The sequence below is a fragment of the Streptomyces sp. NPDC053750 genome, from assembly GCF_044544295.1.
Classification (GTDB): domain Bacteria; phylum Actinomycetota; class Actinomycetes; order Streptomycetales; family Streptomycetaceae; genus Streptomyces.
On the sequence record NZ_JBITXB010000003.1, the window covers coordinates 415,379 to 441,985 of the forward strand.

The 26,607-nt window shown below is 72.8% G+C and carries 26 protein-coding genes; 17 read left to right on the plus strand and 9 right to left on the minus strand.

Annotated elements, in window-relative coordinates; genetic code table 11:
- Positions 1-137 precede the first annotated feature (137 nt).
- The 4 genes from ACIGO6_RS11230 to msrB all read left to right on the plus strand — a co-directional run bounded on the left by ACIGO6_RS11230 (position 138) and on the right by msrB (position 3,531).
- Positions 138-923, plus strand: coding sequence for a pyrimidine reductase family protein (locus tag ACIGO6_RS11230; protein ID WP_399874394.1), 786 nt, complete (start codon positions 138-140; stop codon positions 921-923).
- 198 nt (positions 924-1,121) lie between these two features.
- Complete coding sequence (locus tag ACIGO6_RS11235; protein ID WP_399874396.1) at positions 1,122-1,595, plus strand: indole-3-glycerol phosphate synthase; 474 nt, start codon at positions 1,122-1,124, stop codon at positions 1,593-1,595.
- A 116-nt stretch (positions 1,596-1,711) separates the two neighbouring features.
- On the plus strand, positions 1,712-3,109 hold the full coding sequence (gene murC / locus ACIGO6_RS11240) for a UDP-N-acetylmuramate--L-alanine ligase (protein WP_399874397.1): 1,398 nt from the start codon (positions 1,712-1,714) through the stop codon (positions 3,107-3,109).
- 14 nt (positions 3,110-3,123) lie between these two features.
- Positions 3,124-3,531 carry a peptide-methionine (R)-S-oxide reductase MsrB gene (gene msrB, locus ACIGO6_RS11245; protein ID WP_399874399.1) on the plus strand — a complete coding sequence of 136 codons (408 nt, stop codon included), beginning with the start codon at positions 3,124-3,126 and terminating at the stop codon, positions 3,529-3,531.
- A 13-nt stretch (positions 3,532-3,544) separates the two neighbouring features.
- On the opposite strand, the gene ACIGO6_RS11250 is transcribed toward msrB, so the two are convergent.
- Both ACIGO6_RS11250 and ACIGO6_RS11255 read right to left on the minus strand, forming a co-directional pair.
- Positions 3,545-4,978: a sensor histidine kinase gene (locus tag ACIGO6_RS11250; protein WP_399874401.1), complete on the minus strand. Its 1,434-nt coding sequence runs from the start codon at positions 4,976-4,978 to the stop codon at positions 3,545-3,547.
- Entirely contained in the window at positions 4,975-5,718 is a 744-nt protein-coding gene (locus ACIGO6_RS11255; RefSeq protein ID WP_399874403.1) for a response regulator transcription factor, read from the minus strand. Before ACIGO6_RS11255 ends, ACIGO6_RS11250 begins: the two co-directional genes overlap by 4 nt.
- An 88-nt stretch (positions 5,719-5,806) precedes the next feature.
- Between ACIGO6_RS11255 and ACIGO6_RS11260 the strand changes: the two genes are divergently transcribed.
- The 7 genes from ACIGO6_RS11260 to ACIGO6_RS11290 all read left to right on the plus strand — a co-directional run bounded on the left by ACIGO6_RS11260 (position 5,807) and on the right by ACIGO6_RS11290 (position 12,029).
- Positions 5,807-7,168, plus strand: coding sequence for a ferric reductase-like transmembrane domain-containing protein (locus ACIGO6_RS11260; RefSeq protein ID WP_399874405.1), 1,362 nt, complete (start codon positions 5,807-5,809; stop codon positions 7,166-7,168).
- Between the two features lie 29 nt (positions 7,169-7,197).
- Positions 7,198-7,599 (plus strand): FMN-binding protein, encoded by a 402-nt coding sequence (locus ACIGO6_RS11265; protein WP_399874407.1) that lies wholly within the window; start codon positions 7,198-7,200, stop codon positions 7,597-7,599.
- A 1-nt stretch (position 7,600) separates the two neighbouring features.
- A complete protein-coding gene (locus ACIGO6_RS11270; RefSeq protein ID WP_399874409.1) occupies positions 7,601-8,347 on the plus strand; it encodes an FAD:protein FMN transferase in 747 nt (248 codons plus the stop codon).
- A gap of 135 nt (positions 8,348-8,482) precedes the next feature.
- Positions 8,483-9,604 carry an ABC transporter ATP-binding protein gene (locus ACIGO6_RS11275; RefSeq protein ID WP_399874411.1) on the plus strand — a complete coding sequence of 374 codons (1,122 nt, stop codon included), beginning with the start codon at positions 8,483-8,485 and terminating at the stop codon, positions 9,602-9,604.
- The gene (locus tag ACIGO6_RS11280) at positions 9,601-10,311 is read left to right on the plus strand and encodes an ABC transporter permease (RefSeq protein WP_399874413.1); all 711 of its coding nucleotides are present in this window, start codon (positions 9,601-9,603) and stop codon (positions 10,309-10,311) included. The genes ACIGO6_RS11275 and ACIGO6_RS11280 overlap by 4 nt, the downstream gene beginning before the upstream one ends.
- Entirely contained in the window at positions 10,308-10,973 is a 666-nt protein-coding gene (locus tag ACIGO6_RS11285) for an ABC transporter permease (protein ID WP_399874415.1), read from the plus strand. The genes ACIGO6_RS11280 and ACIGO6_RS11285 overlap by 4 nt, the downstream gene beginning before the upstream one ends.
- Positions 10,974-11,072: 99 nt before the next feature.
- Positions 11,073-12,029: an ABC transporter substrate-binding protein gene (locus tag ACIGO6_RS11290; RefSeq protein ID WP_399874416.1), complete on the plus strand. Its 957-nt coding sequence runs from the start codon at positions 11,073-11,075 to the stop codon at positions 12,027-12,029.
- 15 nt (positions 12,030-12,044) lie between these two features.
- Here the strand turns inward: ACIGO6_RS11290 and ACIGO6_RS11295 are convergent, their stop codons facing one another.
- The 5 genes from ACIGO6_RS11295 to ACIGO6_RS11315 all read right to left on the minus strand — a co-directional run bounded on the left by ACIGO6_RS11295 (position 12,045) and on the right by ACIGO6_RS11315 (position 16,841).
- Positions 12,045-12,659, minus strand: coding sequence for a GTP-binding protein (locus tag ACIGO6_RS11295; RefSeq protein ID WP_399874418.1), 615 nt, complete (start codon positions 12,657-12,659; stop codon positions 12,045-12,047).
- A complete protein-coding gene (locus ACIGO6_RS11300; protein ID WP_399874420.1) occupies positions 12,646-13,005 on the minus strand; it encodes a DUF742 domain-containing protein in 360 nt (119 codons plus the stop codon). The genes ACIGO6_RS11295 and ACIGO6_RS11300 overlap by 14 nt, the downstream gene beginning before the upstream one ends.
- Position 13,006: 1 nt before the next feature.
- Entirely contained in the window at positions 13,007-13,426 is a 420-nt protein-coding gene (locus ACIGO6_RS11305; RefSeq protein ID WP_399874422.1) for a roadblock/LC7 domain-containing protein, read from the minus strand.
- Positions 13,423-15,762 (minus strand): nitrate- and nitrite sensing domain-containing protein, encoded by a 2,340-nt coding sequence (locus ACIGO6_RS11310; protein WP_399874424.1) that lies wholly within the window; start codon positions 15,760-15,762, stop codon positions 13,423-13,425. The genes ACIGO6_RS11305 and ACIGO6_RS11310 overlap by 4 nt, the downstream gene beginning before the upstream one ends.
- Positions 15,763-15,830: 68 nt before the next feature.
- The gene (locus tag ACIGO6_RS11315) at positions 15,831-16,841 is read right to left on the minus strand and encodes a substrate-binding domain-containing protein (protein ID WP_399874426.1); all 1,011 of its coding nucleotides are present in this window, start codon (positions 16,839-16,841) and stop codon (positions 15,831-15,833) included.
- A gap of 332 nt (positions 16,842-17,173) precedes the next feature.
- Here ACIGO6_RS11315 and ACIGO6_RS11320 point away from each other — a divergent pair, with 332 nt between their 5' ends.
- From ACIGO6_RS11320 to ACIGO6_RS11330, 3 genes are all read left to right on the plus strand, one after another.
- Positions 17,174-17,821, plus strand: coding sequence for a ScbR family autoregulator-binding transcription factor (locus ACIGO6_RS11320; RefSeq protein WP_399874428.1), 648 nt, complete (start codon positions 17,174-17,176; stop codon positions 17,819-17,821).
- 104 nt (positions 17,822-17,925) lie between these two features.
- Positions 17,926-20,112 (plus strand): germacradienol/geosmin synthase Cyc2, encoded by a 2,187-nt coding sequence (gene cyc2 / locus ACIGO6_RS11325; protein ID WP_399874430.1) that lies wholly within the window; start codon positions 17,926-17,928, stop codon positions 20,110-20,112.
- Between the two features lie 113 nt (positions 20,113-20,225).
- Positions 20,226-20,843, plus strand: a complete 618-nt coding sequence (locus ACIGO6_RS11330) for a PDZ domain-containing protein (protein ID WP_399874432.1) — start codon at positions 20,226-20,228, stop codon at positions 20,841-20,843.
- On the opposite strand, the gene ACIGO6_RS11335 is transcribed toward ACIGO6_RS11330, so the two are convergent.
- A complete protein-coding gene (locus tag ACIGO6_RS11335; RefSeq protein ID WP_399874434.1) occupies positions 20,836-21,591 on the minus strand; it encodes a metallophosphoesterase in 756 nt (251 codons plus the stop codon). The two genes, ACIGO6_RS11330 and ACIGO6_RS11335, sit on opposite strands and share 8 nt — an antisense overlap.
- Positions 21,592-21,804: 213 nt before the next feature.
- Between ACIGO6_RS11335 and ACIGO6_RS11340 the strand changes: the two genes are divergently transcribed.
- Positions 21,805-22,935: an aminopeptidase P family protein gene (locus tag ACIGO6_RS11340; protein ID WP_399874436.1), complete on the plus strand. Its 1,131-nt coding sequence runs from the start codon at positions 21,805-21,807 to the stop codon at positions 22,933-22,935.
- 55 nt (positions 22,936-22,990) lie between these two features.
- Positions 22,991-23,968: a phosphotransferase family protein gene (locus tag ACIGO6_RS11345; RefSeq protein WP_399874438.1), complete on the plus strand. Its 978-nt coding sequence runs from the start codon at positions 22,991-22,993 to the stop codon at positions 23,966-23,968.
- A gap of 57 nt (positions 23,969-24,025) precedes the next feature.
- Here the strand turns inward: ACIGO6_RS11345 and treZ are convergent, their stop codons facing one another.
- On the minus strand, positions 24,026-25,771 hold the full coding sequence (treZ, locus tag ACIGO6_RS11350) for a malto-oligosyltrehalose trehalohydrolase (protein WP_399874440.1): 1,746 nt from the start codon (positions 25,769-25,771) through the stop codon (positions 24,026-24,028).
- A 197-nt stretch (positions 25,772-25,968) separates the two neighbouring features.
- Between treZ and ACIGO6_RS11355 the strand changes: the two genes are divergently transcribed.
- The gene (locus ACIGO6_RS11355) at positions 25,969-26,520 is read left to right on the plus strand and encodes an FHA domain-containing protein (protein WP_399874442.1); all 552 of its coding nucleotides are present in this window, start codon (positions 25,969-25,971) and stop codon (positions 26,518-26,520) included.
- The last annotated feature ends 87 nt before the right edge of the window (positions 26,521-26,607 follow it).

The following is a 26,607-nucleotide window of genomic DNA, read 5'->3' on the forward strand; positions in this document are numbered from 1 at the left end:
CGAGCGGGGGGACCCCCACCGCCCACCCGTGCCGCCCCTGGCGGCACGATTGCCCGCGGCTGCGGGACGCGATGCCCGCGGTTACGGGGCGGCGGCCCGTGCGGTTCAGGATGAGGCGGCGTGGAACACTGCACGGCATGCGACGCCTGTTCCCTGTGACCGATCAGACATCCGGACCGGGCTCCGACGGGGCCGATCGGGAGTGGAGCCTCGCCGAGCTGGCCGCCGCCTACGCCTACCCGGAGCCCGACGCCCGGCCGGGAGTGTGGCTGCGGGCGAACATGGTCTCCACCCTCGACGGGGCCGCCCAGCACGACGGCCGCTCCCAGCCCATCTCCAGCGCGGCCGACATGCGCGTCTTCGGCACCCTGCGCGCCCTTGCGGACGTGGTGGTCGCCGGCGCCGAGACCGTACGGCAGGAGGGGTACCGCCCGGCACGCGCGCGTGCGGAGTTCGCGGAGCTGCGGCGGGCGGCCGGACAGCGCCCCGCGCCGGCGATCGCTGTGGTCAGCGCGAGCCTGGAGCTCGACTTCTCCCTGCCGCTGTTCACCTCGCCGCCGGAACCCACCCTGATCCTCACCGGTGCCGCCGCGGCCCCGGACCGGATCGCGGCGGCGGAGCGGGCCGGCGCCCGCGTGGTGATCGCCGGTGACGGCGTCGGAGTGGACCCCGCCCGTGCCGTCCGGGAGCTGGCCGAGCTCGGCCACACCCGCCTGCTGACGGAGGGCGGCCCACGGCTGCTGGGCCAGTTCGTCACGGCCGGCGTGCTCGACGAGCTGTGTCTGACCGTGTCGCCGATGCTCACGGCCGGTGACGCCCAGCGGATCGCGGGCGGCCCCTCGGTCGAGGTTCCCCGGCGGTTCGCCCTGGTGTCCCTGTTGGAGGAGGAAGGTTTCCTCTTCAGCCGGTACCGGCGCGACTAGGCCGGTCCTGGGCACAGGGGTTCGGTCGTTACCGCGCTTCCGGGAATCGGCGGAATCTACCGTTCCGTTTAGTCCTCGCAGGGCACACTGAATCCGGCGATACCCGTGCGAGTACGGGGCAGGATGGTTTCCGCAGGGCCTGGTTCCGGCCCACGGAAGGTGGGCCCCCACGGGCCCTCGAAGGAGAAGGGGCGCCTGGTGTTCACTAGCGTTTTGATGATCGAGAAGGCCCTGACGTCCGCCGACGTGGAGTTCGTCACCACCTTGCACGGGGACGAGCCGGTCACCTTCCACGTGCTGCTCCAGCCGCGGGGCGACCAGGCCGACCGGCTGCTGCGGGCCATCGACGACGTCGCGCTCGGCGAGCTCGACGAAGCCGTCCGCGAGGGCGAGAAACCCGAGGGCGAAGAGGCGCTGAGCGTCGGACAGCGGGCCCTGGAGGTGTCCCTCACCGCCCTGCGCGCGTCCGGCGCCCGGGCCGAGGGCCGCTTGATCGAGGACCATCCGCTGGACGAGCTGAAGTCCCTGGTCCTGGAGGCCGGCGCCGACGAGGTGATCGTCCTGACCGATCCGCACTACGTGGAGGAGTTCTTCCACCGGGACTGGGCCTCGCGGGCCCGCCACAAGGTCGGCGTACCGGTCCTGAAACTGTTCTCCCACAGCAAGGCATAGGCTGGGGCCCGCGCTCCGGGACCCGTGCCCGGGGGCGCGGCCGGCGAGCACCAGCACGCACCACCGGCAAGCACCACCTGTCGTACCACCCGTCGCACCTCTGGGGAGAACAGCGCATGGCACCCGGCCTTCCTACCGCCATGGACCGACCGCACTTCATCGGCATCGGCGGCGCCGGGATGTCGGGCATCGCCAAGATCCTCGCCCAGCGCGGGGCCGCGGTGGCCGGCAGTGACGCCAAGGACTCCGCGACCGCCGAGGCCCTGCGCGCGCTCGGCGCGACCGTGCACATCGGGCACGCCGCCGAGCACCTCGCCGACGACGCCAGCTGTGTGGTCGTGTCGTCGGCGATCCGCCAGGACAACCCGGAGCTGGCCCGCGCCGCCGAGCTCGGCATCCCGGTCGTGCACCGCTCCGACGCCCTCGCCGCCCTGATGGACGGCCTGCGCCCGATCGCCGTCGCCGGTACGCACGGCAAGACCACCACCACCTCCATGCTGGCGGTCTCCCTGTCCGAGCTGGGCCTGAACCCGTCGTACGCGATCGGCGGCGACCTGGACGCCCCCGGCTCCAACGCGCTGCACGGCGACGGCGAGATCTTCGTCGCCGAGGCCGACGAAAGCGACCGCAGCTTCCACAAGTACGCCCCCGAGGTCGCCATCGTCCTCAACGTGGAGCTCGACCACCACGCCAACTACGCCTCGATGGACGAGATCTACGAGTCCTTCGAGACCTTCGCCGGCCGGATCGTCCCCGGCGGCACCCTGGTGATCGCCGCCGACCACGAGGGCTCCCGGGAGCTGACCCGGCGGCTGGCCGGGTCGGTGCGGACGGTGACGTACGGGGAGTCCGAGGACGCCGACGTACGCATCCTGTCGGTCGTCCCGCAGGGCCTGAAGAGCGAGGTCACCGTCGTCATGGACGGCGCCGAGCTGACGTTCACCGTCTCCGTGCCCGGCCGCCACTACGCCCACAACGCGGTCGCCGCCCTCGCCGCCGGCGCGGCCCTCGGCATTCCCGCCGCCGAGCTGGCCCCCGCGCTGGCCGCCTACACCGGCGTCAAGCGGCGCCTCCAGCTCAAGGGCGAGGAGGCCGGCGTCCAGGTCGTCGACTCCTACGCGCACCACCCCACCGAGATGACCGCCGACCTGGAGGCCATGCGCGCCGCGGTCGGCGACGCCCGCATCCTCGTCCTCTTCCAGCCGCACCTCTTCTCCCGCACCCAGGAGCTGGGCAAGGAGATGGGCCAGGCCCTGACCCTGGCGGACGCCTCGGTCGTCCTCGACATCTACCCCGCCCGCGAGGACCCGATCCCGGGCATCACCAGCGACCTGATCATCGAGGCCGCCCGCGCCGCCGGCGCGGACGTCACCCCGGTCCACGACAAGGACGCGGCGCCCGCCGTGGTCGCGGGAATGGCGAAGGCCGGTGATCTCGTTCTCACCATGGGCGCGGGCGACGTCACCGACCTCGGACCGCGCATCCTGGACGAGCTGTCGAGCACGGGTAAGTAAGGGGCTGAGGACTCATGTCGTACGACGTCGAGAAGCCGGACGAGCAGTGGCGCGCGGAGCTGGCCCCGGCCGAGTACGCCGTGTTGCGTCAGGCCGCCACGGAGCCCGCCTTCACCGGTGAGTACACCGACACCAAGACCGAGGGCGTCTACTCCTGCCGCGCCTGCGGCGCCGACCTGTTCACCTCGGAGACGAAGTTCGAGTCGCACTGCGGCTGGCCGTCCTTCTTCGACCCGAGGGACACCGACGCGGTCGAGCTGATCGAGGACCGCTCGCACGGCATGGTGCGCACGGAGGTGCGGTGCGCCCGGTGCGGCTCGCACCTCGGGCACGTGTTCAAGGGCGAGGGCTACCCGACCCCGACCGACCAGCGGTACTGCATCAACAGCATCGCGCTGCGGCTGGCGCCCACGGAGGGCTGAGCCGGAGCCCGGCTCACCGGGCGGCGGCCGGGAGCGCCACGGTGAACACCGTCGCGCCCGCTCCGCCGCCCAGCTCGATCGTGCCGCCGTGCGCGCGCACCAGTGAGTCCGCGACCGCGAGGCCCAGTCCGCTCCCGCCGCGGTCGCGGCTGCGGGCCTTGTCGACGCGGTAGAAGCGGTCGAAGATCCGCTCCCGGTCGGCGGCCGGGATGCCCGGCCCCGTGTCGGCCACGGCCACCCGGGCCGCGTCCGCCGTGACGGAGACGGTGACCGAGACCTTCGTGCCCGGCGGGGTGTGCGCGGCCGCGTTGGTGAGCAGGTTGTCGAGCACCTGCCGGATCCGCTGCGGGTCCATGCGCACCTTCACCACCGCCGCCCCCGCCGCCACCGTCAGCGGATGGTCGGGGTGCCCGGCCCGGAAGGCGTCCGCCGCCTGTCGCACCAGCTCCGTCAGATCGGCGTCCTCCAGCCGCAGCGGCGTCTCCACCTCGGCCGCGTCCAGCCGGGCGAGCAGCAGCAGGTCGTCCAGGAGCACGCCCATCCGGGCCGCCTCGGCGCGCAGCCGGGCCAGATGCCGCTCCCGCTCCCCGGGCGCGTTGGCCGCCGCGTACTGGAACAGGTCCGCATAGCCCCGTACCGACATCAGCGGGGTGCGCAGCTCGTGCGAGGCGTCCGCGACGAACCGGCGCAGCCGCTGCTCGGCCTCGGCGCGCACCGCCAGCGAGTCGTCGATGTGCTCCAGCATCGTGTTGAACGCGGTGCGCAGCTCCGCCACCTCCGGGCCGCCGTCCCGCCCGTCCGCACGCAGCGGCAGCCGGGCGGCCGACTCCGTCAGATCGTGCGAGGCGATGCCGTGTGCCGTGCGCGCCATGTCGCTCAGCGGCTTCAGACCGCGCCGCAGCATCCGCCGCCCGAACACCACCAGCGCCAGCAGCGCGAGGCCGAACGCGACGACCTGCACCGTGATCAGCTGTTCCACGGTGTCCTCGACGTCCCCCATGGGCGCGGCGCTGACCAGCACCACCCCGGGCTCCACCTCGCAGGCCCGCAGCAGGTAGGGGCCGTACCCGTCGATGCGCACGGTACGGGTGAGGTCCTCGTCCGAGCGGGCCATCGTCTGCGCCAGGGCGGTCAGCGCACGGCTGTCCGCCGGCACGTCGGCCGGTGTGCGCAGCTCCGCCGACCCGCCGGAGACGTCGTAGACGGCCGTGTACCAGCCGTAGTACGGCTTGCGCTGCACCGTGCCGTGCGCCGCCGCGTCCTTGGACTGCACGACCTGCACCAGCTTCATCTGGTCGGCCAGCTGCCGCTCCAGATAGTCCCGCATGTACGTGGTCAGCGCCGTGCCGACCACGGCGAACACCACCAGCGACAGCGCCCCCAGGCCCAGCGCCAGCCGGGTCCCCAGCCGCAGCCCGCGGTAGGCGTGCCACAGCCGCCGTATCACCGGCCCGCCTGCCGGATCACGTACCCGAAGCCCCGCACCGTCCGGATCAGCGGCTCGGCGTCGTCGGCGCCGGAGGCGGCCTCGTCCAGCTTGCGCCGCAACCGGCTGACGACCAGCTCCACCACGTTGGAGCGCCCGCCGAAGCCGTACTCCCACACGTGGTCGAGGATCTGCGTCTTGGTCAGCACGGTCGGCGACTTGCGCATCAGATAGCGCAGGACCTCGTACTCGGTGGGGGTCAGCGACAGCCGCCGCTCGCCGCGGCGCACCTCGCGGGTGTCCTCGTCCATCGTCAGGTCCGCCACCCGCAGCACCGACCGCTGGAATCCCGGCCCGGCGCTGCGCCGCAGCACGGTGCGCAGCCGGGCCATCAGCTCCTCCACCGCGAACGGCTTGACCAGGTAGTCGTCCCCGCCCCGGGTCAGTCCCGCCACCCGGTCGGCCACCCCGTCGCGCGCGGTGAGGAACACCACCGGCACCATCGTGCCCGAGCGGCGCAGCCGGTCCAGGACGCCGAAGCCGTCGACGTCCGGCAGCATCAGGTCGAGCACCACGATGTCCGGCCGGAAGTCACCGGCCAGCCGCAGCGCCTGCTCGCCGGAGTACGCGGTGACCGCCTCCCAGCCCTCGTAGCGGGCGACCGTGGCGACGAGATCGGCGATGGGCGGGTCGTCGTCCACCACGAGGAGTCGTACTTTTTCCACCCGCCCATACTGCGCCACCGGCCGCCCGCGCCCCATACCGCGCGGACCTCCGTACCGAGATCGATAAGCAGTTGAAAGTCGTCCGACAGGAAAACGACAGGTCCGGCGGGCGAAGCTCGGTGCCGTGACCACTGTCCCCAGCGCCCCCCACCGCCAGCCGCCCCCCGCGCCGGCCCGCACGCCGGTCCTCCGCCCCAAGGCCGTGGCCCGCACCGGCCTGTACGCGATCCTGGCCGCCAACGCCGTCGTCGTGGCCGTCTTCTTCGTCCAGGCGGGCTTCGCCTCCAACGCCCTCGTCGTCCTCGGCCGCCTCACCGGCCTGTACGGCGCCCTGCTCATGGCCTTCCAGCTGATCCTGGTCGCCCGGCTGCCCTGGTTCGACCGGCGCCTCGGCATGGACCGGCTGACCTCCTGGCACCGCTGGACCGGGTTCGGCGTGCTGTGGACGCTGCTCGCCCACGTCGTCTTCATCACCTTCGGCTACGCCGGGCCCTCCGACACGGACCCCCTGAACCAGCTCGTCGACCTCGCCGAGACCACCGAGGGCGTGCTCCGCGCGGTCGTCGCCCTGGCGATCCTCGTGGTCGTCGGCGCCGTCTCCGCGCGCGCCGCCCGGCGCAGGATGGCGTACGAGACCTGGCACTTCGTCCATCTCTACACCTACGTCGCGGTGGTGCTGGCCTTCACCCACCAGGTCGCCACCGGGACGAGCTTCACCTCGTCGTCCGTCGCCAGGGCGTACTGGTACGGGGTGTGGGGCGTGGCGCTCGGCGCGGTCCTGGTGGGCCGGCTCGTGCTGCCGCTGTGGCGGAACCTGCGCCACCGGCTGCGCGTCACCGCGGTCGTCCCCGAGAACGACCACGTCGTCTCCGTCCACATCACCGGCCGGGACCTGGACCGGCTGCCCGCGCGGGCCGGCCAGTTCTTCCTGTGGCGGTTCCTCACCAAGGACCGCTGGTGGCAGGCGAACCCCTTCTCCCTGTCCATGGCCCCCGACGGCCGGCAGCTGAGGCTCACCGTCAAGACCGCCGGCGACGGCACCGCCGCCCTGCGCCACCTCAGGCCCGGCACCCGCGTCTTCGCCGAGGGCCCCTACGGCGCCTTCACCACCCTGCACCGCACCCGCCCGGACACCCTGCTGATCGCGGGCGGCGTCGGCGTCACCCCGATCCGGGCCCTGCTGGAGGAACTGCCCGGTCACGCGGTGCTCGTCTACCGGGTGGCCACCGACCGCGACGCCGTCCTCCACGACGAGCTGCGCGACCTCGCCCACGCCAAGGGAGCCGAACTCCACCTGGTCACCGGGCCGGCCGTCCCCGACCGACTCGGTCCGAGCGACCTCGCCGCGCTCGTCCCCGACGTCGCCGAACGGGACGTCTACGTCTGCGGACCGCCCGGCATGACGAGGGCGGTGCTCCACACCCTGCGCGAACTGGGCGTGCCCCGCCCGCAGATACACGCCGAACGCTTCAGCCTGGCCGGTTGAGCCCGGCTGACGAGAGGAACCCCCACACCGTGAAGCGCGCACTGCCCGTCCTCGTCCTGAGCGTCGCCGGTCTGATCCCGGTCTGGCGCTACGCCCCGTCCGACGGGGCGGGGACCACGTCGGCCGCCCCGTCCGAAGCATCGGTCGCCCCCTCCGCGCCGGCCGCCGGCGCCACCGTCGTCACGGGCACCACCGTCGACACCGACAAGGGTCCCGTCCAGGTGGAGGTGACCTTCCAGGAGCAGCGGATCACCGCCGTCCGCATGCTGCAACAGCCCGACCATCCGCAGACCACGGCCGCCGTGCCCCATCTGATCGAGGAGACGCTCGAGGCTCAAAGCGCCGGCATCGACACCGTTTCCGGCGCCACCGTCACCAGCGACGGCTACAAGCAGTCCCTCCAGGCCGCCCTCGACGCCCGGGGTGTCTGACATGCGTCGCGTCGAGCACGTCATGGGCTTCCCGGTCTCCCTGCGGGTGGACGACCCCGACGTGTCCGAAGGGGCCGCGGACGCCGTCTTCGCGTGGCTGCGGGACGTCGACGCGCGCTTCAGCCCGTTCCGGTCGGACAGCGAGGTGTCCCGGCTGGACCGGGGCGAAGTCGCCCACGTCAGCGCCGGGTTGAGCGAGGTGCTCGACCTGTGCGAGGAGTACCGGGTCGCGACCGGCGGCGCCTTCGACGTGCGTCTGCCGGCCCGGGGGCTCGACCCCTGCGCGGTGGTCAAGGGCTGGTCGGTGCAGCGGGCGGCCGGGCTGCTCCGGGCGGCCGGGGCACGGAGGTTCTGCCTCAACGCCGGCGGTGACGTGGTCGTCGCCGGCGGACCCTGGACGGTGGGCGTGCGGCATCCCGAGCACGCCGACCGGCTGTGCACCGTCCTGGCGCTCACCGACGGGGCGGTCGCGACCTCCGCCCGCTACGAGCGGGGCGACCACATCATCGACGGGCGCACCGGGCGTCCGGCGACCGGGCTGCTCAGTCTCACCGTCGTGGCGCCCACCCTCACCGAGGCGGACGCGGTCGCCACGGCGGCGTTCGCGATGGGCGCCGAGGGCGTGGAGTGGGCCGCCGCGCGGGACGGTTGCGAGGTGTTCGCCGTGGACGCGGAGCGCCGGGTGCTGCGGACGGCGGGGCTGCCGGTCGCCGAGGCCGGGAAGGTGCAAGGCAGCGCGTCGGTGTGAACTCCGGGACGGTGGGAAGAAGTCGCCCGGACCAACGGGCCCCGCAGATCCGCCGTCTACACTCGACCGGCGACGGCCCCACCGACCGCGGCCGGAGCGGGCAGCTTCTGCCAGACCCGAAGGGCATTCGGCGCTTTGATCAGGATGGAATCAGTCACCAAGCGGTATCCGGACGGCACCGTGGCGGTCGACCGGCTGTCGCTGGAGATCCCCGACCGCGCCATCACGGTCCTCGTCGGCCCCTCGGGCTGCGGCAAGACGACGACCCTGCGGATGATCAACAGAATGGTCGAGCCCACCGAGGGCACCATCCTCCTCGACGGCGCGGACCTCCAGCAGCAGCCGGTCACCACGCTGCGCCGGTCGATGGGGTACGTCATCCAGAACGCCGGGCTCTTCCAGCACCGGACGATCCTGGACAACATCGCCACCGTGCCCCGCATGATCGGCTGGGGCAAGCGGGAGTCCCGTGAGCGGGCGGCGGAGTTGATGGACCGGGTGGGGCTCGACGCCTCCCTGGCCCGGCGTTACCCGTACCAGCTCTCCGGCGGCCAGCAGCAGCGCGTCGGCGTGGCGCGGGCGCTCGCCGCCGACCCGCCCGTGCTGCTCATGGACGAGCCGTTCTCCGCCGTCGACCCGGTGGTCCGCAAGGGGCTCCAGGACGAACTCCTGCGCATCCAGGAGGAGCTGGGCAAGACCATCGTCTTCGTCACCCACGACATCGACGAGGCCATCAAACTGGGCACCATGGTCGCGGTGCTGCGCACCGGCGGACGGCTCGCCCAGTTCGCGCCGCCCGCCGAGCTGCTGTCCGACCCCGCGGACGACTTCGTCGAGGACTTCCTCGGCGCCGACCGGGGCATCCGGCGGCTGTCCTTCTTCCCCTCCGCCGGTCTGGAGCTGACCCGCGACCCGGTCGTCCGCATCGACGCCACGGCCGAGCAGCTCGCCGCGCCCGACGCCGCCCACCTGCTGGTGACCGACGCGGAGGGCAGGCCGCTGGGCTGGGCCGAGCCCGGGGACCTGACCGCCGGGGACATCGTGCCGGGGCGGCTGCTGTCCTACGGGCGGCCGTTCGTGCCCGGCACCGACTCGCTGCGGGCCGCCCTCGACTGCGCGGTGCTCTCGCCCACCGGCTGGGCCGTCGCGGTCGACGCCGAGGGCCGGGTGACGGGCGTCGCCTCCCAGCAGACCATCGGCGACGCCATCCGCACGGCCCACGGAGCGGTGCCCGACCTCACGAAGGTCGCCCCGTGAACGGCTTCTTCGACATCCCGAGCGACCTCGACAACACCTACCTCGGCCTGATCGGGCTGCACCTGCGCGAGGCGCTGCTTCCGGTCCTGGCCGGACTGCTGCTCGCGCTGCCGATCGCCCAGCTCTGTGTGCGCTTCCGCTGGCTGTATCCACCCGTCCTCGGCGTGACCACCGTCTTCTACGCCATCCCGTCGCTGGCCGTCTTCGTCGTCCTCATCGACTACACCGGCCAGACCGAGCTGACGGTGATGATCCCGCTGGCCGTGTACAGCCTGGTGGTGCTCGTCCCGGCGATCGTCGACGGGGTGCGGTCGGTGCCCCAGGAGACCCTGGCCGCCTCGACCGCCATGGGCTTCGGGTCCCTGCGGCGCTATCTCCAGGTGCAGTTGCCGATCGCCGTGCCCGCCATCATGGCCGGCCTACGGGTGGCGGTGTCGTCCAGCATCTCCCTGGTCAGCGTCGGCGCCCTCATCGGCAACCAGGGCGCCCTCGGCAACCTGCTCGCGGACGCCCAGAAGTACGGGCGGCCCGAGCTGGCGGTGAACTCCGTCCTCACCACCGCCGTACTGGCGATCCTGTGCGACGGGGCACTCGTCCTGATCCGCAACCTGCTGACACCGTGGATGCCGCGCGGCAGGAGGCAACGCCCCAAGGAGGCCGCCGTGCGGCAGGCACAGCCCGAGCCGGAGAAGGCGGCGGCCCGGTGAACGTACTCAACTTCGTCAACGCCTTCTTCAGCGACAGCGCCCACTGGCACGGCTACGACGGCATCCCGCAGCGCCTGCTGGAACACGTCCAGTACACGCTGATGGCCCTCGGTCTCGCCGCCGCGATCGGCCTGCCCCTCGGGCTGCTGACCGGACACACCGGGCGCGGCGGCAACGCCGTCGCCTTCGTCGCCACCGCCGCCCGCGCGCTGCCCAGCTTCGGTCTGCTGGTGCTGATCGCCGTGGTGGTCGGCATCGGCCTGCTGCCCGTGATGATCCCGCTGGTCGTGCTCGCGATCCCGCCGATCCTGGTGACCACCTACGAGGCGGTCCGCTCCGTCGACCCCGCCCCGGTGGACGCCGCGCGGGGCATGGGCATGCACGAGTCGAGCATCCTGTTCCGGGTCGAACTGCCCGTGGCGCTGCCGCTGGTGCTCAGCGGACTGCGTTCGGCGGCCATCCAGGTCGTGTCGACGGCCACCATCGCCGCGTACGTCAGTCTCGGCGGGATCGGCCGGTACATCATCGACGGGCTCTACCAGCGGAACTACGAGAAGGTGGTCGGCGGCGCCACTCTGGTGGCGGTCCTGGCGCTCGTCACGCTCGCGGTGTTCTGGGCGGCGGAACGACTGGCGGTGTCCCCGGGGGTGCGCAGGCGCTGACGCCCCGGAAGCCGCCGAGGAAGCCGCCGTGAAACCGTGCGGGAAACCGTAACCCGGATGTTCTTGACTGACCGACAAGTGGCTCGTTTGGATCGGTGGATGACTTCTACCGCGAAGAGCAGCAGGTCCAGGACGAGGCACACCGGCGCGGCGGCCGTCGCGCTCACCGCCGCGGCGGCGCTGCTCGCGGGCTGTTCCTCCTCCGACGACACCTCCGACCCCCTGGCGGGCGAGAAGGCGGAGGCCGGCACCGTCGTCGTCGGCTCGAACAACTTCGCCGAGAGCACCCTGCTCGCCGACATCTACGGCGAGGCGCTCAAGGCCAAGGGCCTCAAGGTCACCTACAAGCACAACATCGGCAGCCGCGAGACGACGTACGGCCTGATGAAGAACGGCTCGGTCACGGTGCTGCCCGAGTACAACGGCTCGCTGCTCGCCTACCTCGACCCCGAGGCCGAGCAGAAGTCCGCCGAGGCGGTGAACGAGGCGGTGAAGACCAAGCTCGACAAGAAGCTGACGCTGCTGGAGTCGTCGCCGGCCGAGAACAAGGACTCGGTGAGCGTCAACGCCGAGACCGCCGAGAAGTACAGGCTGACCTCCGAGTCCACCCTCGCCGACCTCAAGGACGTCGCGCCGGAGCTGGTGATCGGCGGCTCGCCCGAGTTCCAGACCCGGCGTCAGGGCCTGGAGGGCCTGAAGTCCGTGTACGGGCTGGAGTTCGAGTCCTTCAAGGCCCTCGACGCGGGCGGCCCGCTGACCCAGTCGGCGCTGACCAAGAACACCGTGCAGGCGGCGGACGTCTTCACCACCGACCCGACGATCGTCAAGGAGAAGTTCGTCGTCCTGAAGGACCCGGAGAACCTCTTCGGATTCGCCAACGTGACCCCGCTGGTCCACAAGGACGGCCTCTCCGAGGAGGGCGTCGCCGCGCTCAACGCGGTCTCCGCCAAGCTGGACACCAAGACGCTCCTCGACCTCGACGCGCAGGTCCAGCTGGACAAGAAGGACCCGCTGGACGTGGCCAAGGAGTGGCTCGGGTCCGCGGGCCTGATCTGACCCGCCGTACGCCGGTCACGACGCCGCGGCCCCGGTCGCGGCGTCGATCAGCTGGTCGACCAGGGCGATGAGGACGTCCCGGCAGGAGGCCCGCTCCCGCGCGTCGCACAGCAGCACCTTCACGTGCTCCGGCAGCGCCAGGGCCTCCCGGATCTCCTCGGCCGGGTACGGATGCCGTCCGTGGAAGCCGTTGGCGCCGACGACGAACGGGATGCCGCGCCGCTCGAAGAAGTCGATGGCGGCGAAGCTCGACTCGGGCCTGCGGACGTCGATCAGGACCACGGCCCCGAGGGCCCCGATCGCCAGGTCGTTCCACATGAACCAGAACCGCTGCTGACCGGGCGTGCCGAACAGGTACAGCACCAGTTCCCGGCCGATGCTGATCCGCCCGAAGTCGAGGGCCACGGTCGTGGCCCGCTTCTCCTCGATGCCGGCGAGGTCGTCGACGTCCAGGCCCGCCGTGGTCAGCGGTTCCTCGGTGCGCAGCGGGGCGATCTCGCTGACCGACCCGACCATGGTGGTCTTGCCGACACCGAAACCGCCCGCGATCAGGATCTTCACGGCCTCGGGGGCGGCGGCCCGCGCTGCGGGTGCCGTGGGCGCCTCAGCGGCGCTGTCAGAGCCGGCCAAGGCCGTCCCTCACTTTCTGCAGCAGGTCCAGGTCCGGGGTGGCGCGGGAGACGAGGTGCGGCGGCCGGGCGGTGATCCGGCCGGCCTCCAGCAGGTCCGACAGCAGGATGACGACCACGCTGACCGGCAGGTCGAGGCGGGCGGCGATCTCCGCCACGGCGAGGGGCTCGGCGCACAGCCGCAGGATCCGCAGGTGCTCCGGCTGCGGTCGCGCGGCCCGGGCGGGCTGCGGATCGACCGCGGTCACCGTCGTGATGAGGGTGAAGTCGGCGCGGCTGGGCCGGGTCCGTCCACCGGTGAGGGTGAACGGCCGCACGAGCCGGCCCGCCGCGTCGCCTCCGCTCACGTCACGCGCCGGGGTCGGCGGTGGTCCGCGGTGCCGCACTCAGATGCTCGCCGATCTTCTTCACCAGCATGTTCATCTGGTACGCCACCACACCGACGTCGGCGTTCGGCCCGGTGAGCACGACGAGATGGGCGCCGGGGCCCGCGGAGGTCAGGATCAGGTAGCCGCCCGCCATCTCGATGAGTGCCTGGCGCACCGGGCCGCCGCGGAAGTCCATGCTGACGCCCTTGCTGAGGCTCATCAGGCCGGAGGCGGTCGCCGCCAGCCGCTCGGCGTCGTCGCGCAAGAAACCGGTGGACTTGCTGACGACCAGCCCGTCCTCGGAGAGCACCACGGCCTGGTTCACGTCGGCGACCCGCTCCACGAGTCCGGTGAGCAGCTGGTCCAGCTCGGTGTGCGTGGCGGGGGAGGGTCGGGTCATCGGGAGTCCTTCGTCGGCGTTCGGTGTTCGGCGTCGGGGGTGGTCGAGGGGGCGGCGGGGGAGAGGGTCTTTCCGATATCGGCGTCGGTGTCGGCGTCGTCGGCCTGGGCGCGCAGTGTGCCGCGCTGGAACCCGGCGAGGGAGGCGGCGGCGCGCTCGGCCGTGAACTCGGCGTCGTCGTCGGGCGCGTCGTCCCGGCCGGTGCCGGGGCCCTCGTCGCGCAGCTCGGCGACCAGGCTGGTCTGCGGCACCCGGCGGGGCAGCGGCGCCGGCCCGGTGCCGTCGGTGCGGTCGGAGGCGGGCGCCGACGGCCGGCTCGCGGGCACGGGCCGCGCCGCCCGGACGGACCGTTCCGCGAGGACGGACCGTTCCGCGAGGACCGGTTCGGCTCCCGGTCCGGACGACGGCGCCGGCTCGCGGACCACGACCTCGTGCGGGATCAGCACGATCGCCGTCGTCCCGCCGTACGGCGACGGACGCAGCGTGACTGTGATGCCGTGCCGGTGCGCGAGCCGGGCGACGACGAACATGCCGAGCCGCAGGTCGTCGCCGAGCGCCACCACGTCGAACTGCGGCTCCACCGCCAACTGGGCGTTGAACGAGGCGTAGTCCTCCGGGGACAGCCCGAGTCCGCGGTCCTCGATCTCGACGGCCAGGCCCTTGGCCACCATCGCCGCCCGCACCCCGACCGGGTGGGGCGCGGGCGAGTACGTGGTCGCGTTGTCGATGAGCTCGGCGAGCAGGTGGATCACGTCGGCCACCGCGGGCGGCGCCAGGGCCACCTCTTCGTCGGTGTGCAGCTCCACGCGCCGGTACTCGGCGACCTCGCCGACCGCGCTGCGCAGGATGTCGACCAGGGCGACGGGCTCGCGCCAGCTGCGCCGCGGCTGCTCGCCGCTGATGATGACCAGGTTCTCCTCGTAGCGGCGCAACTGGCTCGCCGTGGAGTCCAGTTCGTACAGCCCCTTGAGGATCTCGGGGTCGGTGTGCTCGCGTTCCAGCGCGTCGAGCTTGCCGAGCTGCATGTTGACGAGGTTCTGGCTCTGCCGGGCGATGCCCAGGATCACCTTGCGGAAGCCGCGCCGGGTGTCGGCGAGTTCGACGGCGGTGTGCACGGCGGTGCGCTGCGCAGCGTTGAACGCCTGGGCGACCTGCCCGAGTTCGTCGTGCCCGTAGTCCAGCGGCGGGGTCGCCGACTCCACGTCGACCTTCTCGCCCCGCTCCAGCCGGGCGACCACGTCGGGCAGCCGTTCCTCGGCCAGGCTCAGGGTGGCCAGCCGCAGCCCGCGCAGCCGCCGGGACAGCGAGCGCGTGATCCGCCACGACATGCCGACGCACAGCAGCAGCGCGAGCAGACCGCCCGCGCTGAGGGAGGCGGCCGTGATCAGCAGCCCGCGCGCCTCGTCGCCGCTGCGGTCGAGCAGGCCGTCCGTCTGCTGCCGGATCAGCGTCGCGTACCGGTCGGAGACCTTGGCCAGCGCACCGGTCCAGCGCTGCCGTGCCTCCGGCAGGTCGATCCGGCCCTCCCCGCCCGCCGCACGGGCCGCCAGCACGTCGTCCTCGACGGACTCCAGGGTCTGCCACTCGGGGCTCGTGAGGATGCGCTCCGTCTGCGTCTTCGCGCCGCCGGTCAGGGAGGGGACGACCTGGTCGCGGACGATCCAGCGCCGGGTGTGGACGAGCTGGGCGAACTGCGCCCACTCCTCCTCGTCCATCCGGCCGGACGGCCAGGCCAGGGTGAGCCGGGCGTCCTCCTGGGAGACCAGCTCCGCCGCGTGCTCCAGGGCGACCAGCGGCCCGGCCTGCGAGGTGAGGTCGCCGTCGTCGACCTGGGAGAGCTCCTGGAAGGCGTGGATCTGCTCGTCGATGATCGAGGTGTACTGGCCGAGCGCCTGCTCGGCGGGGATGTCGCCGGGGTCGTCCACCTGGTTGCGGTAGTACTCCAGGCTGCCCACCGAGCCGAGCACCGAGTACAGCCGGTCCGAGACCCGGGCGGGTGCCCGTTCGATCGCGTCGGACTGGCCGACGAGCTGGGCGACCGCCGCGTCCGTCTTCTTCCGCTGGGCGTCCAGGGCGGCCCTGCCGCCGTCCGGTTCGGCCAGCCACGCCGCCGACAGGCTGCGCTCCTTCTGCAGCGCGAGCGTCGCCTCGGTGCCCATCGCCCCGGTGTCGCGGCTCAGCTCCGTCTGCGACCGCAGCCGCAGGCCCTCCGAGAACATCTGGATCGTCGTCACACCCCACACGGCGGCGAGGGTGACGCCGGGCACCAGGGCCAGGAGGATCAGGGAGAGACGTATGGAGCCGAGGCGGCGCCGGGCACCTGTCCGTGCAGACATCGTCGTCCTAGGCGATCAGTGGGGGAGGGTGGCGGGTATGCGGCGGCGCGGGCGGCCGGGGCGTACGGTCACCGGGTGCCGTCCGCGGCGAACTTCGCGACGGCGTCGGCGTTGCTCCGGGTCACGAACGCCGGGCCGGTCAGGACGGGTGCCACGCCACCGCCGCTGACGTTGCCGTTGGTGCGGTACAGCCAGAGCGCGTCCACCGCGAGATAGCCCTGCAGATACGGCTGCTGGTCCACCGCGAACTGCACGTCTCCGCGCTTGACGGCGGCGACCAGGTCCTCGTCGAGGTCGAAGGTGGCGACGTGGGCGCGACTGCCCGCCTCCTCCACCGACTCGACCGCGGTGAGGGCGAACGCCGCGCCGTTCATGACGACTTCGTCGATGCCGGAGTCCTGCCGCAGCCGTGCGGTGACGGCCGCGCCCACCGCCTTCATGTCGGTGCCCTCGACGTAGAGCATCTCGGTCTCGCCCTCGAAGGTCTTCTTCACGCCGGCGCAGCGGGCCTCCAGCGCGACGTTGCCCCGCTCGTGGATGACGCACAGGGCGTGCTTGGCCTCGAGGGCGTTGAGCTTGTCGCCGACGGCGCGGCCCGCGACGCTCTCGTCCTGCCCGAAGTACTCGAGGATCCCGGAGGACCGCCAGGCGTCCATACCGGAGTTGAGACCGACGACGGGAATGCCGGCCGCCCTGGCCTCGGCGACCGGCCCCTTCATCGCCTGCGGTTTGGCCAGGGTCACGGCGATGCCGTCGGCCTTGTCGCGGATGGCGTCCCGCACCAGATCGGCCTGGTCGGCCGTGTCGGCGTCGCCCGCGTACGTCAGGTCGACGCCGTCCTTGGCGGCCGCGGCCTCGGCGCCCTTGCGCACCCGGTCCCAGAAGGCGTCGCCCTCACCGCCGTGGGTGACCATGACGATCTTCATCCGGGCGGCGCCGGCCCCGCCCGCGGCATGCGCGGCAGAGCCGTCCTCGTCGCCGCCGGCGGAGCAGCCGGCCGCCAGCAGACAGACGGCCGCGGCGAGGGCCGCGGCGCGCAGACGTCCCGGGGAGGGGGTGGGCGGGGGAGTGGTACTCATGGGGGGTGCGGCACCTCGCTGTACGGCCGAGCAGGAGGAACGGAGCGAGGGGGGACCGGAGCCGCGGGGTCGGTGCGTCAACCGGGGGAATCTCGCCTGGCCGGAGCAAACCCCGTGTGACCGCCGGTAGTCAAGTAACCAGAGATCGAGGCTGAGTTGTCGGTGCCGCATCGTGATGAACGGGTCGGGCGGCCGGGCTTCGGGCGGTTCGCCGGCCGACTGTGTCCGAACACAGGGTCACAGGGAGACCGATCTGACGGTGAGTTATCGTGTACAGGGGGTTAAGGCGGGCGGCCCGGCCTGCTGAGTTCCGGCCCAGGAGAGTTCATCCGATGGCGAGGCAGCTACGCGCCGAGCAGACCCGCGCGACGATCCTCGGTGCCGCCGCCGACCTGTTCGACCGTCATGGCTACGAGTCGACCAGCCTGAGCGAGATCGTCACCCATGCCGGAGTCACCAAGGGCGCCCTGTACTTCCACTTCGCGGCGAAGGAAGACCTGGCCCACGCCATCATGGAGATCCAGTCCCACACCGCGCGCCGACTGGCGACGGAGCTGGACGACCGGGGCTACACCTCCCTGGAGGCGCTGATGCGCCTCACCTTCGACATGGCCCGGCTGTGCGAGGAGGGACCGGTCCTGCGCGCGGGACTGCGCCTCGCCGCCGGGGGAGTGCCGGTACGGCCGCCGCTGCCGCACCCCTTCACCGAGTGGCGGGAGATCGCCGCGACCCGCCTCCTGGACGCCGTCAGGCAGTCCGACGTACACCCGGACATCGACGTCGAGCCCGTGGCCCACACCCTCGTCTGCTCCCTCGTCGGCACCCGCGTGGTGGGCGGCACCCTCGAACCGTCCGCGCGGCAGCCCCGCCGCCTGGCCGGGATGTGGCACATCCTGATCCGGGGCACGGTCCCGGTGACCCGACGCGCGCGCTACCTCACCCTCGCGGCGCGCCTGGAGCGGGATCCGGGTGCGGCCTGACCCGTCACGCCGGTAGGGACCCGGAGACCGCCCCGATTCACGCGATGGTGTGATCATGTCCCGCCCGGCGGATGTGCCCGGAGGGCCATGGGTAGGGCCCGGCCATGACGCAACAGCCCTTCGAACTCCCGCACTTCTACCTGCCGCACCCCGCGCGGCTGAACCCGCATCTCGACGAGGCCCGCGCCCACTCGACGGCGTGGGCGCGCGAGATGGGCATGCTGGAGGGCTCCGGGGTCTGGGAGCAGTCCGACCTCGACGCACACGACTACGGCCTGCTCTGCGCCTACACCCACCCCGACTGCGACGGGCCGGCGCTCTCCCTCATCACCGACTGGTACGTGTGGGTCTTCTTCTTCGACGACCACTTCCTGGAGAAGTTCAAACGCACCCAGGACCGTGTCGGCGGCAAGGCCCACCTGGACCGGCTCCCCCTCTTCATGCCGCTCGACCTCGCCACCGAGACGCCCGAGCCCGAGAACCCGGTGGAGGCCGGCCTCGCCGACCTCTGGACCCGTACGGTGCCGGCGATGACGGCCGACTGGCGACGCCGCTTCGCCGTCGCCACCGAGCACCTGCTCAACGAGTCCCTGTGGGAGCTGTCCAACATCAACGAGGGGCGGATCGCCAACCCGGTCGAGTACATCGAGATGCGCCGCAAGGTCGGCGGCGCCCCCTGGTCGGCCGGGCTCGTGGAGTACGCGACCGCCGAGGTGCCCGCCGCCGTCGCCGAGTCCAGGCCGCTCAGGGTGCTGATGGAGACGTTCTCCGACGCCGTGCACCTGCGCAACGACCTGTTCTCCTACCAGCGCGAGGTCGAGGACGAGGGCGAGCTCAGCAACGGTGTGCTGGTGCTGGAGACCTTCTTCGGCTGCTCCACCCAGGAGGCCGCCGAGCTGGTCAACGACGTCCTCACCTCCCGGCTGCGCCAGTTCGAGCACACCGCGTTCACCGAGGTGCCCGCCGTGGCCCTGGAGAACGGTCTGACCCCGCCCGAGGCCGCCGCCGTCGGGGCCTACGCGAAGGGGCTCCAGGACTGGCAGTCCGGCGGTCACGAATGGCACATGCGCTCCAGCCGCTACATGAACAAGGGCGCGCGCCCCCTGGCCGGCTGGCAGGCGCTGACCGGCCCCGGCACCTCCGCCGCGGACGTCGGCGCGCTGCTCGCCGCGGCGGGCGCCGAACGGGCGCGCCCCTACACGCACGTGCCCTTCCAGAAGGTCGGCCCGTCGGTCGTCCCCGACATCCACATGCCGTATCCGCTGGAGCTGAGCCCCGCCCTGGACGGCGCCCGGCGGCACCTGCTCGACTGGTCGCACCGGATGGGCATCCTCGGCGAGGGGGTCTGGGACGAGGACAAGCTCGAGAGCTGCGACCTCCCCCTGTGCGCCGCCGGCCTCGACCCCGACGCCACCCAGGAGCAGCTGAACCTCGCCTCCGGCTGGCTGGCCTTCGGCACCTACGGCGACGACTACTACCCACTCGTCTACGGACACCGCCGTGACCTGGCCGCCGCCCGGCTCACCACGGCCCGTCTGTCGGCCTGCATGCCGCTCGACGGGGAGCCGGTCCCGCCACCGGCCAACGCCATGGAACGCTCCCTGATCGACCTGTGGACGCGCACGACGGCCGGCATGACCCCAGAGGAGCGGCGCCCGCTGAGGTCGGCCGTGGACACGATGACCGAAGCCTGGGTCTGGGAGCTGTCCAACCAGATCCAGAACCGCGTCCCCGACCCGGTGGACTACCTGGAGATGCGGCGCGCCACCTTCGGCTCCGACCTCACCCTGGGCCTGTGCCGCGCCGGTCACGGCCCGGCCGTGCCGCCCGAGGTCTACCGCAGCGGCCCCGTCCGCTCCCTGGAGAACGCGGCGATCGACTACGCCTGTCTCCTCAACGACGTCTTCTCGTACCAGAAGGAGATCGAGTACGAGGGCGAGATGCACAACGCGGTCCTCGTCGTGCAGAGCTTCTTCGGCGTCGACTATCCGACCGCGCTCCCCGTCGTGCAGGACCTGATGAACCAGCGCATGCGCCAGTTCGAACACGTCGTCGCACACGAACTCCCCGTCGTCTACGACGACTTCCAGCTCTCGGACGAGGCGCGGGAGATCATGCGGGGCTATGTGACCGACCTGCAGAACTGGATGGCCGGGATCCTCAACTGGCACCGGTCGGTCGCGCGCTACAAGGCCGAGTACCTGGCCGGCCGCACCCACGGCTTCCTCCCGGACCGGCCCCCGGCGGTGCCCGTGCCGAGGAGCGTCCCGAGGGCCGCCGTCCTGCACTGACCGGCAGTGGGGCCGGCCGCGGGTCCCGGCAGCGGGTCCCGGCAGTCAGTCTCACTCTTTCGTGGCTCGTCTCGCGTCGGTGCGCCGGGTAGAGCATCTGCCGGAGGCGATCCATGGAACAGACAGTGTTGCGTCCCAAGCCGATGCCGGGCCGGGAACCGGGGGCCGGCACCACGCCCGACCCCGCCCGGCGTCCGCACGCCGGGCGCCGGCGTCGCCGACGGCTCACCACCGTCCTGCTCGGCCTGTTCGCCGGCACGGTCCTGCTCCTGGCGGGGGCCGGACTCGGCACGGTGGGCGCCACGGTGGTGGGCATGAGCAAGCTCGCCGAACTGCAGCGGCAGTCGGGAGCGTCGGCGCCGGGACCCGCGGCCGGGGCGCCCACGGGCCACCTGGCCGCCCCGGCGGACCCCTCGTCCGGTAGCTCCCCGGCCCCTCCCTCGTCCGGTCCGTCCCCGGCGCCGGCCGCCGCGACCCTCGGCGTCGAGGCCGTGGACGACGAGAAGCCCGGGGCACTGGTCGTGGGCGTCCACGTGCCCGGCCCGGGGTACACGGCGGGACTGGTCCGGGGCGACGTGCTCCTGACGTTCGGCCGGACCCGCGTCGACTCGGCCGCCGATCTCGCCCACGCGGTGGCCCGCGCCCGGCCGGGCAAGGAGGTCAAGGTCACCGTGCGCCACGAGAGCGGCGGTTACCAGCAGTTGACGGTCGTACCGGGCGTCGTCACATGACCGTACGGAAGTGGCTCGTGAGGCGTCCGGTGTCGTCCAGTACGTGGTAGGCCAGCCCGACCGGGGCGTCCCGGTCCGCGACCTGCTCGCCCTCCCAGGGCAGCCGCAGGGTCCACGTCACGCCCGGGCCGACGATCAGGGGCCGCCCGGCGAACGCGGTGGCGGCGGGTGTGTGGGCGTGTCCGGTGATCAGCCCGGAGATCTCGGGCCGGCGGTCCAGCAGCGCCGCGAGGCGTTCCGGGCGGCGCAGTTGGTAGGAGTCCGGCAGCGGGTGGTGCACGGCCGTCGGCGGGTGGTGGAAGGCGAGGACCACCGGGCGGTCGCCGTCGAGCTCGTCGAGGGCGGCCTCGATCCAGCCGTACGTCTCCTCGTCCAGCTCTCCCTCGTCGCTCCCCGGGATGCTGGAGTCGCACATGAGAACCGCCCCGCCGTCGAAGAGGTGCACGCCGTTGACCGGCCCGTCGGCGGCGGGCCCGCCCAGCAGGGCCTTGCGGTAGGCGGCGCGGCTGTCGTGGTTGCCCGGACAGGCGAGCACGGGGAACGGCGCGGAGCCGTCGCGCAGCCCGAGCATGCGGGCGGCCTCCTCGTACTCCGCCTCCGCGCCGTGGTCCGCGATGTCCCCGGTCACCAGGAGCGCGTCCACCCGGCCCGGCAGCCGCCACAGGTGGTCGCGCACGCGCTCGGCGCGCTCGGTCGCCCGCGGGCTCCCGTCCAGGTGCAGATCGCTGATGTGCGCGAGTACGAGCACGGTGCCGCCTCTCCCGGGCGCCCGAACGGCACGCCCCCGTAGTTAATGCTTAGGATGCATCCAAACATTAGGTGTGGTGGTTGATCAATCGTCGGGCAATCGTCGAGCAGACGTCGACAGACACCAATCGGCTCGCGTCGTTCCTCCGGCGAGGGCAGGATGCTGCCCGTAGTCCCTTCACAGCCCCGTCCCTCAGCCGCCAGGGAGGCCCGGATGACCGGCAGTACGCTCGTTGCGCCCTTCACCGCAGACGACTACCGGGCCCGTATGGAGCGCGCCGCCCGCGCGGCCGCCGACGCCGGACTGGCCGGACTGCTGGTGGCGCCGGGGCCGGACCTCGTGTGGCTCACCGGGTACGCGCCCACCGCGGCCACCGAAAGGCTCACCCTGCTCGTCCTCGCCCCCGGCCGCGACCCCGTCCTGGTCGTCCCGACGCTGGAGGCCCCCGACGCCGAAAAGGCCGCCGGCGCGCCCGCCCTGACCCTGCGCGACTGGACCGACGGCAAGGACCCCTACGCCGCCACCGCGGCCCTCCTCGACGGCTCCGGGCGGTTCGGCATCAGCGACAACGCCTGGGCGATGCACCTGCTCGCCCTCCAGCGGGCCCTGCCCGGCACCTCCTACGCCTCCCTCACCGAGGCGCTGCCCATGCTGCGCGCCGTCAAGGACGGGGCGGAGCTGGAACTGCTGGCGGCGGCGGGGGCGGCCGCGGACGCGGCGTTCGAGGAGATCCGGAACGTCTCCTTCGGCGGACGCCGGGAATCCGACGTCGCCGCCGACCTCGCCGCGCTGCTGCGGCGGTTCGGGCACGCCCAGGTCGACTTCACCATCGTCGCCTCCGGCCCGAACGGCGCCAACCCGCACCACGAGGTCGGCGACCGCCTGATCCAGGACGGCGACATGATCGTCCTCGACTTCGGCGGTCTGAGGGACGGCTACGGCTCCGACACCTCCCGCACCGTCCACGTCGGTGAGCCCACCGACGAGGAGCGCCGGGTGCACGACCTGGTCCGCGAGGCGCAGGAGGCGGGCTTCGCGGCGGTCCGGCCGGGTGTCGCCTGCCAGGAGGTCGACCGGGCCGCCCGCGCGGTCATCGCCGACGCCGGGTACGGCGAGTACTTCATCCACCGCACCGGGCACGGCATCGGCGTCACCACGCACGAGCCGCCGTACATGATCGAGGGCGAGGAGCAGCCCCTGGTGCCCGGCATGTGCTTCTCCGTCGAGCCCGGTGTCTATCTCCCCGGCCGGTTCGGGGTACGCATCGAGGACATCGTCACCGTCACCGAGGACGGCGGCCGGCGCCTCAACAACACGACCCGGGAGATGGTCATAGTGGAGTGACCGGCGACAGACAGACCCCGAACGCCCGGCAGATCCGGAAGACGACGGCACGACCATGACCCAGGCACCGACACCCACCGCGGACACCGTCCGCCGACTGGTCCGTGCCCTGCTGGGCGAGGGCACGGAACCCGACGTCCGGCCCGTCGCCACGGGCGTCGGCCCCGCCACCTGGTGGGTCGGCACCCGGCACGTGCTGCGCCTGGCCCCCGACCGGGAGACCGCGCTGCGGCAGCGACGCGAACTGCGCCTGCGCGACCTGGTCCGGCCGTACCTCTCCGTCGCGGTGCCGGTGAGCGTGGCGCACGGGGAGTGGGCGCCGGGGCTGACCTACACGCTGGACGCCAAGGTGCCCGGCGGGTCGGGCGAGGACCACGACGTGTCGGCGCTGGGCGAGGCGGACCTCGCGGCGCTGCTCACCGGACTGCGCGAGGTGCCGGTCCGTCAGGCCGAGACCCTCGGCGTGCCCCGGACCGCCCCGCGCACCCTGGAGACGCTGCGCCGGGCCGCCGAGCGCGCCGCCCGGCGTCTCGCGGAGGCGGACGAGTTCGACACCGCGCGCCCGGAGCGGCTCACCGCCACGGCGGCCGCCCAGCTCGGCACCCAGCCCGGCGCGGCGGTCCTCGTCCACCACGGTCTGGCGGGCGAACACCTCGTGGTCGGCGCCGACGGCCGGGTGCGCGGTGTCCTCGGCTGGGCCGACGCGGTCGTCGGCGACCCGGCCGAGGACATCGCCGCACTCGCAGCCTCGGTCGGCTCGCCCGCCGCCGTCCGCGCCGCCACCCTCGCCGGCTACGGCGCCCGGCCGTGCCTGCGCGGCCTGTGGCTCGCCCGCTGCGACACCGTCGTCCACCTCGCCGAGGCCCTCGCCGGCCGGCCGCCCGCGCCGACGGCCGTGTCCGAGCCGCCTCCCCTGCCCCGGCTCCTGCCCCTCCTCAGGACCCGGCTGCGCCACGCCTGGGAGCCGATCCTGCTGGAACGGGTGACGGAACTGCGCGAGGACGGCGCCGGACCGGACGACACCACCGCCTGACACCCCTCACTCCTGCCGCTTCACCTCGTCACTCCTGTACGCCGCCCACGCCCCTCGTCACTCCTGCGCGAGAACCACGCTCGACTCGGCCGGTACGCGCAGCAGCCCGTCCGCGCCGGGCGCCTGCACGGGCTCCCACGCGGCGAGCACGCGCGCGGGGCGGGTGCCCAGGGGAATCTCCGCCGGTTCGCTCCCCAGGTTGACGGCCACCCGGATGTCCCCGCGCCGGAAGGCCAGCCAGCGCGCCTCCTCGTCGTAGGCCACCCTGGTGCCGGCGAGGTCGGGGTCGGTCAGGTCCGGCTGCTCGCGGCGCAGGGCGATCAGCAGCCGGTACCAGGCCAGCACGCGCGCGTGCGGCTCGCGTTCCGGCTCGGACCAGTCGAGGCAGGACCGTTCGCGCGTCGCCGGGTCCTGCGGGTCGGGCACGTCCTCCTCCTTCCAGCCGTGCGCCGCGAACTCCCGCCGCCTGCCGCGCCGTACCGCCTCCGCGAGCTCCGGATCGGTGTGGTCGGTGAAGAACTGCCACGGCGTGCCCGCCGCCCACTCCTCGCCCATGAACAGCATCGGCGTGAACGGCGACGTCAGCGTCAGCGTGGCCGCGCAGGCGGCGAGACCGGGGGAGACCAGTGCGGCCAGACGGTCCCCCTGCGCGCGGTTGCCGATCTGGTCGTGGGTCTGGCTGTAGCCGGTCAGCCGGTGCGCGGCCGTGCGGCTCCGGTCCAGCGGGCGGCCGTGGGTGCGGCCCCGGAAACTGGAGTAGGTGCCGTCGTGGAAGTAGCCCCGCGTCAGCGTCTTGGCGAGCGCCGCGAGCGGTGCGCGCGCGAAGTCGGCGTAGTAGCCCTGCGACTCCCCGGTCAGCGAGGTGTGCAGGGCGTGGTGGAAGTCGTCGTTCCACTGCGCGTGCACGCCCAGGCCGCCCTCCTCGCGCGGGGTGATGATCCGCGGGTCGTTGAGGTCGGACTCGGCGATCAGGAACAGCGGGAGCTCCAGGTCGGCGGCGAGGTCGTCCACGGCGGTCGACAACTGCTCCAGGAAGGTGCACGCGCGCGTGTCGGCGAGGGCGTGCACCGCGTCCAGGCGGAGGCCGTCGATCCGGTAGTCCCGCAGCCAGGCGAGCGCGCTGTCCACCAGAAAGGCCCGCACGTCGTCCGAGCCGGGCGCGTCCAGGTTGACGGCGGCGCCCCAGGGCGTGTGGTGCGTGTCGGTGAAGTACGGGCCGAAGGCGGGCAGGTAATTGCCGGACGGCCCCAGGTGGTTGTGGACCACGTCCAGGACCACACCCAGGCCGAGTGCGTGGGCCCGGTCGACGAACCGTTTCAGCGCCTGGGGGCCGCCGTACGGCTCGTGCACCGCCCACAGCGAGACACCCTCGTACCCCCAGCCGTGCCGGCCCGGGAACGGGCACAGGGGCAGCAACTCGACATGGGTGACACCCAGTCCGGCGAGATGCCCGAGCCGCTCGGCGGCGGCGTCGAGCGTGCCCTCGCGGGTGTACGTGCCCACGTGCAGCTCGTACAGGACCCCGCCCGGCAGGGGGCGCCCGCCCCACTCGGCACGCCACGTGTACTGCCCGTGGTCGACGACCGCGCTGAGCCCGTCCGGGCCGTCCGGCTGCCGGCGCGAGCGCGGGTCCGGCAGCACCGGCCCGTCGTCCACCGCGAAGCCGTACCGCGAGCCGTCCCGCGCCTCGGCCTGACCGCACCACCACCCCGGCCGCTCCGGATCGCTCTCCAACGCGCGCGTGACGCCGTCGCACTGCAACGTCACCCGGCCGGCCTGCGGTGCCCACACCTCGAACTGCACGGACGGTTCCCCTTCGTCTGCTCACCGTGATGTAGCCCGTCCATGGTGCTGCAAAAGCGATCATTCCGCTGGCGAAAATCCCCGTTCGCGGCGGGTGTCGTGTCCGCCGCGCGCGTGGCGGCCGTATGCACCGCGCGCGTGGCGGGCGTTTTCCGGTTTTCTGGACACCCCGGCCCGGCTGACCGACAATCACCTGCGTGACGTCGTCCTTCGAGTTCAACACGTACCCCGCGCGGTTGTCCGACGCGGAGCGCGACAAGGCGCTGAAGGTGCTGCGGGACGGCGTCGCCATGGGGCGTCTGTCGCACGACACGTTCATCCGCAGGATGGAGCTGGCCTTCGCGGCCCGCCGCGCGGAGGAACTCGCCGCACTCACCGCCGACCTGCCCACCGAGGGCCGCGTGTCACGGATGGTGTTCGGCACCGTCGAGGCGGTGTCCGGGTTCGGCGTACGGCTGCGCAGGGCCTGGCAGGCCGAGCGGCTGCCCAAGCTGCTGCTGCCCCACCCCGGCACCGGGCATCCGCTGCGCATAGGACGCGACCCCGCGAGCGGGCTGCGGCTGACCCACGAGACCGTGTCCCGCGTGCACGCCGAGCTCAGCCGCCAGGGCGGCCTGTGGGTGCTGCGCGACCTCGGCTCCACCAACGGCACCACGGTCAACGGGCGACGGGTCATCGGCGCGGCCGTCGTCCGCGAGGGCGACCAGATCGGGTTCGGCCAGATGGCGTTCCGTCTCGCGTCGAACTGAACCGGGCCCCTTTGCTTTTCTTGGTGTTGACGTACCCCCCAAGTCGTGACTGACTGTGCGTACACCGCGCACGCCAGGTGAACCGAC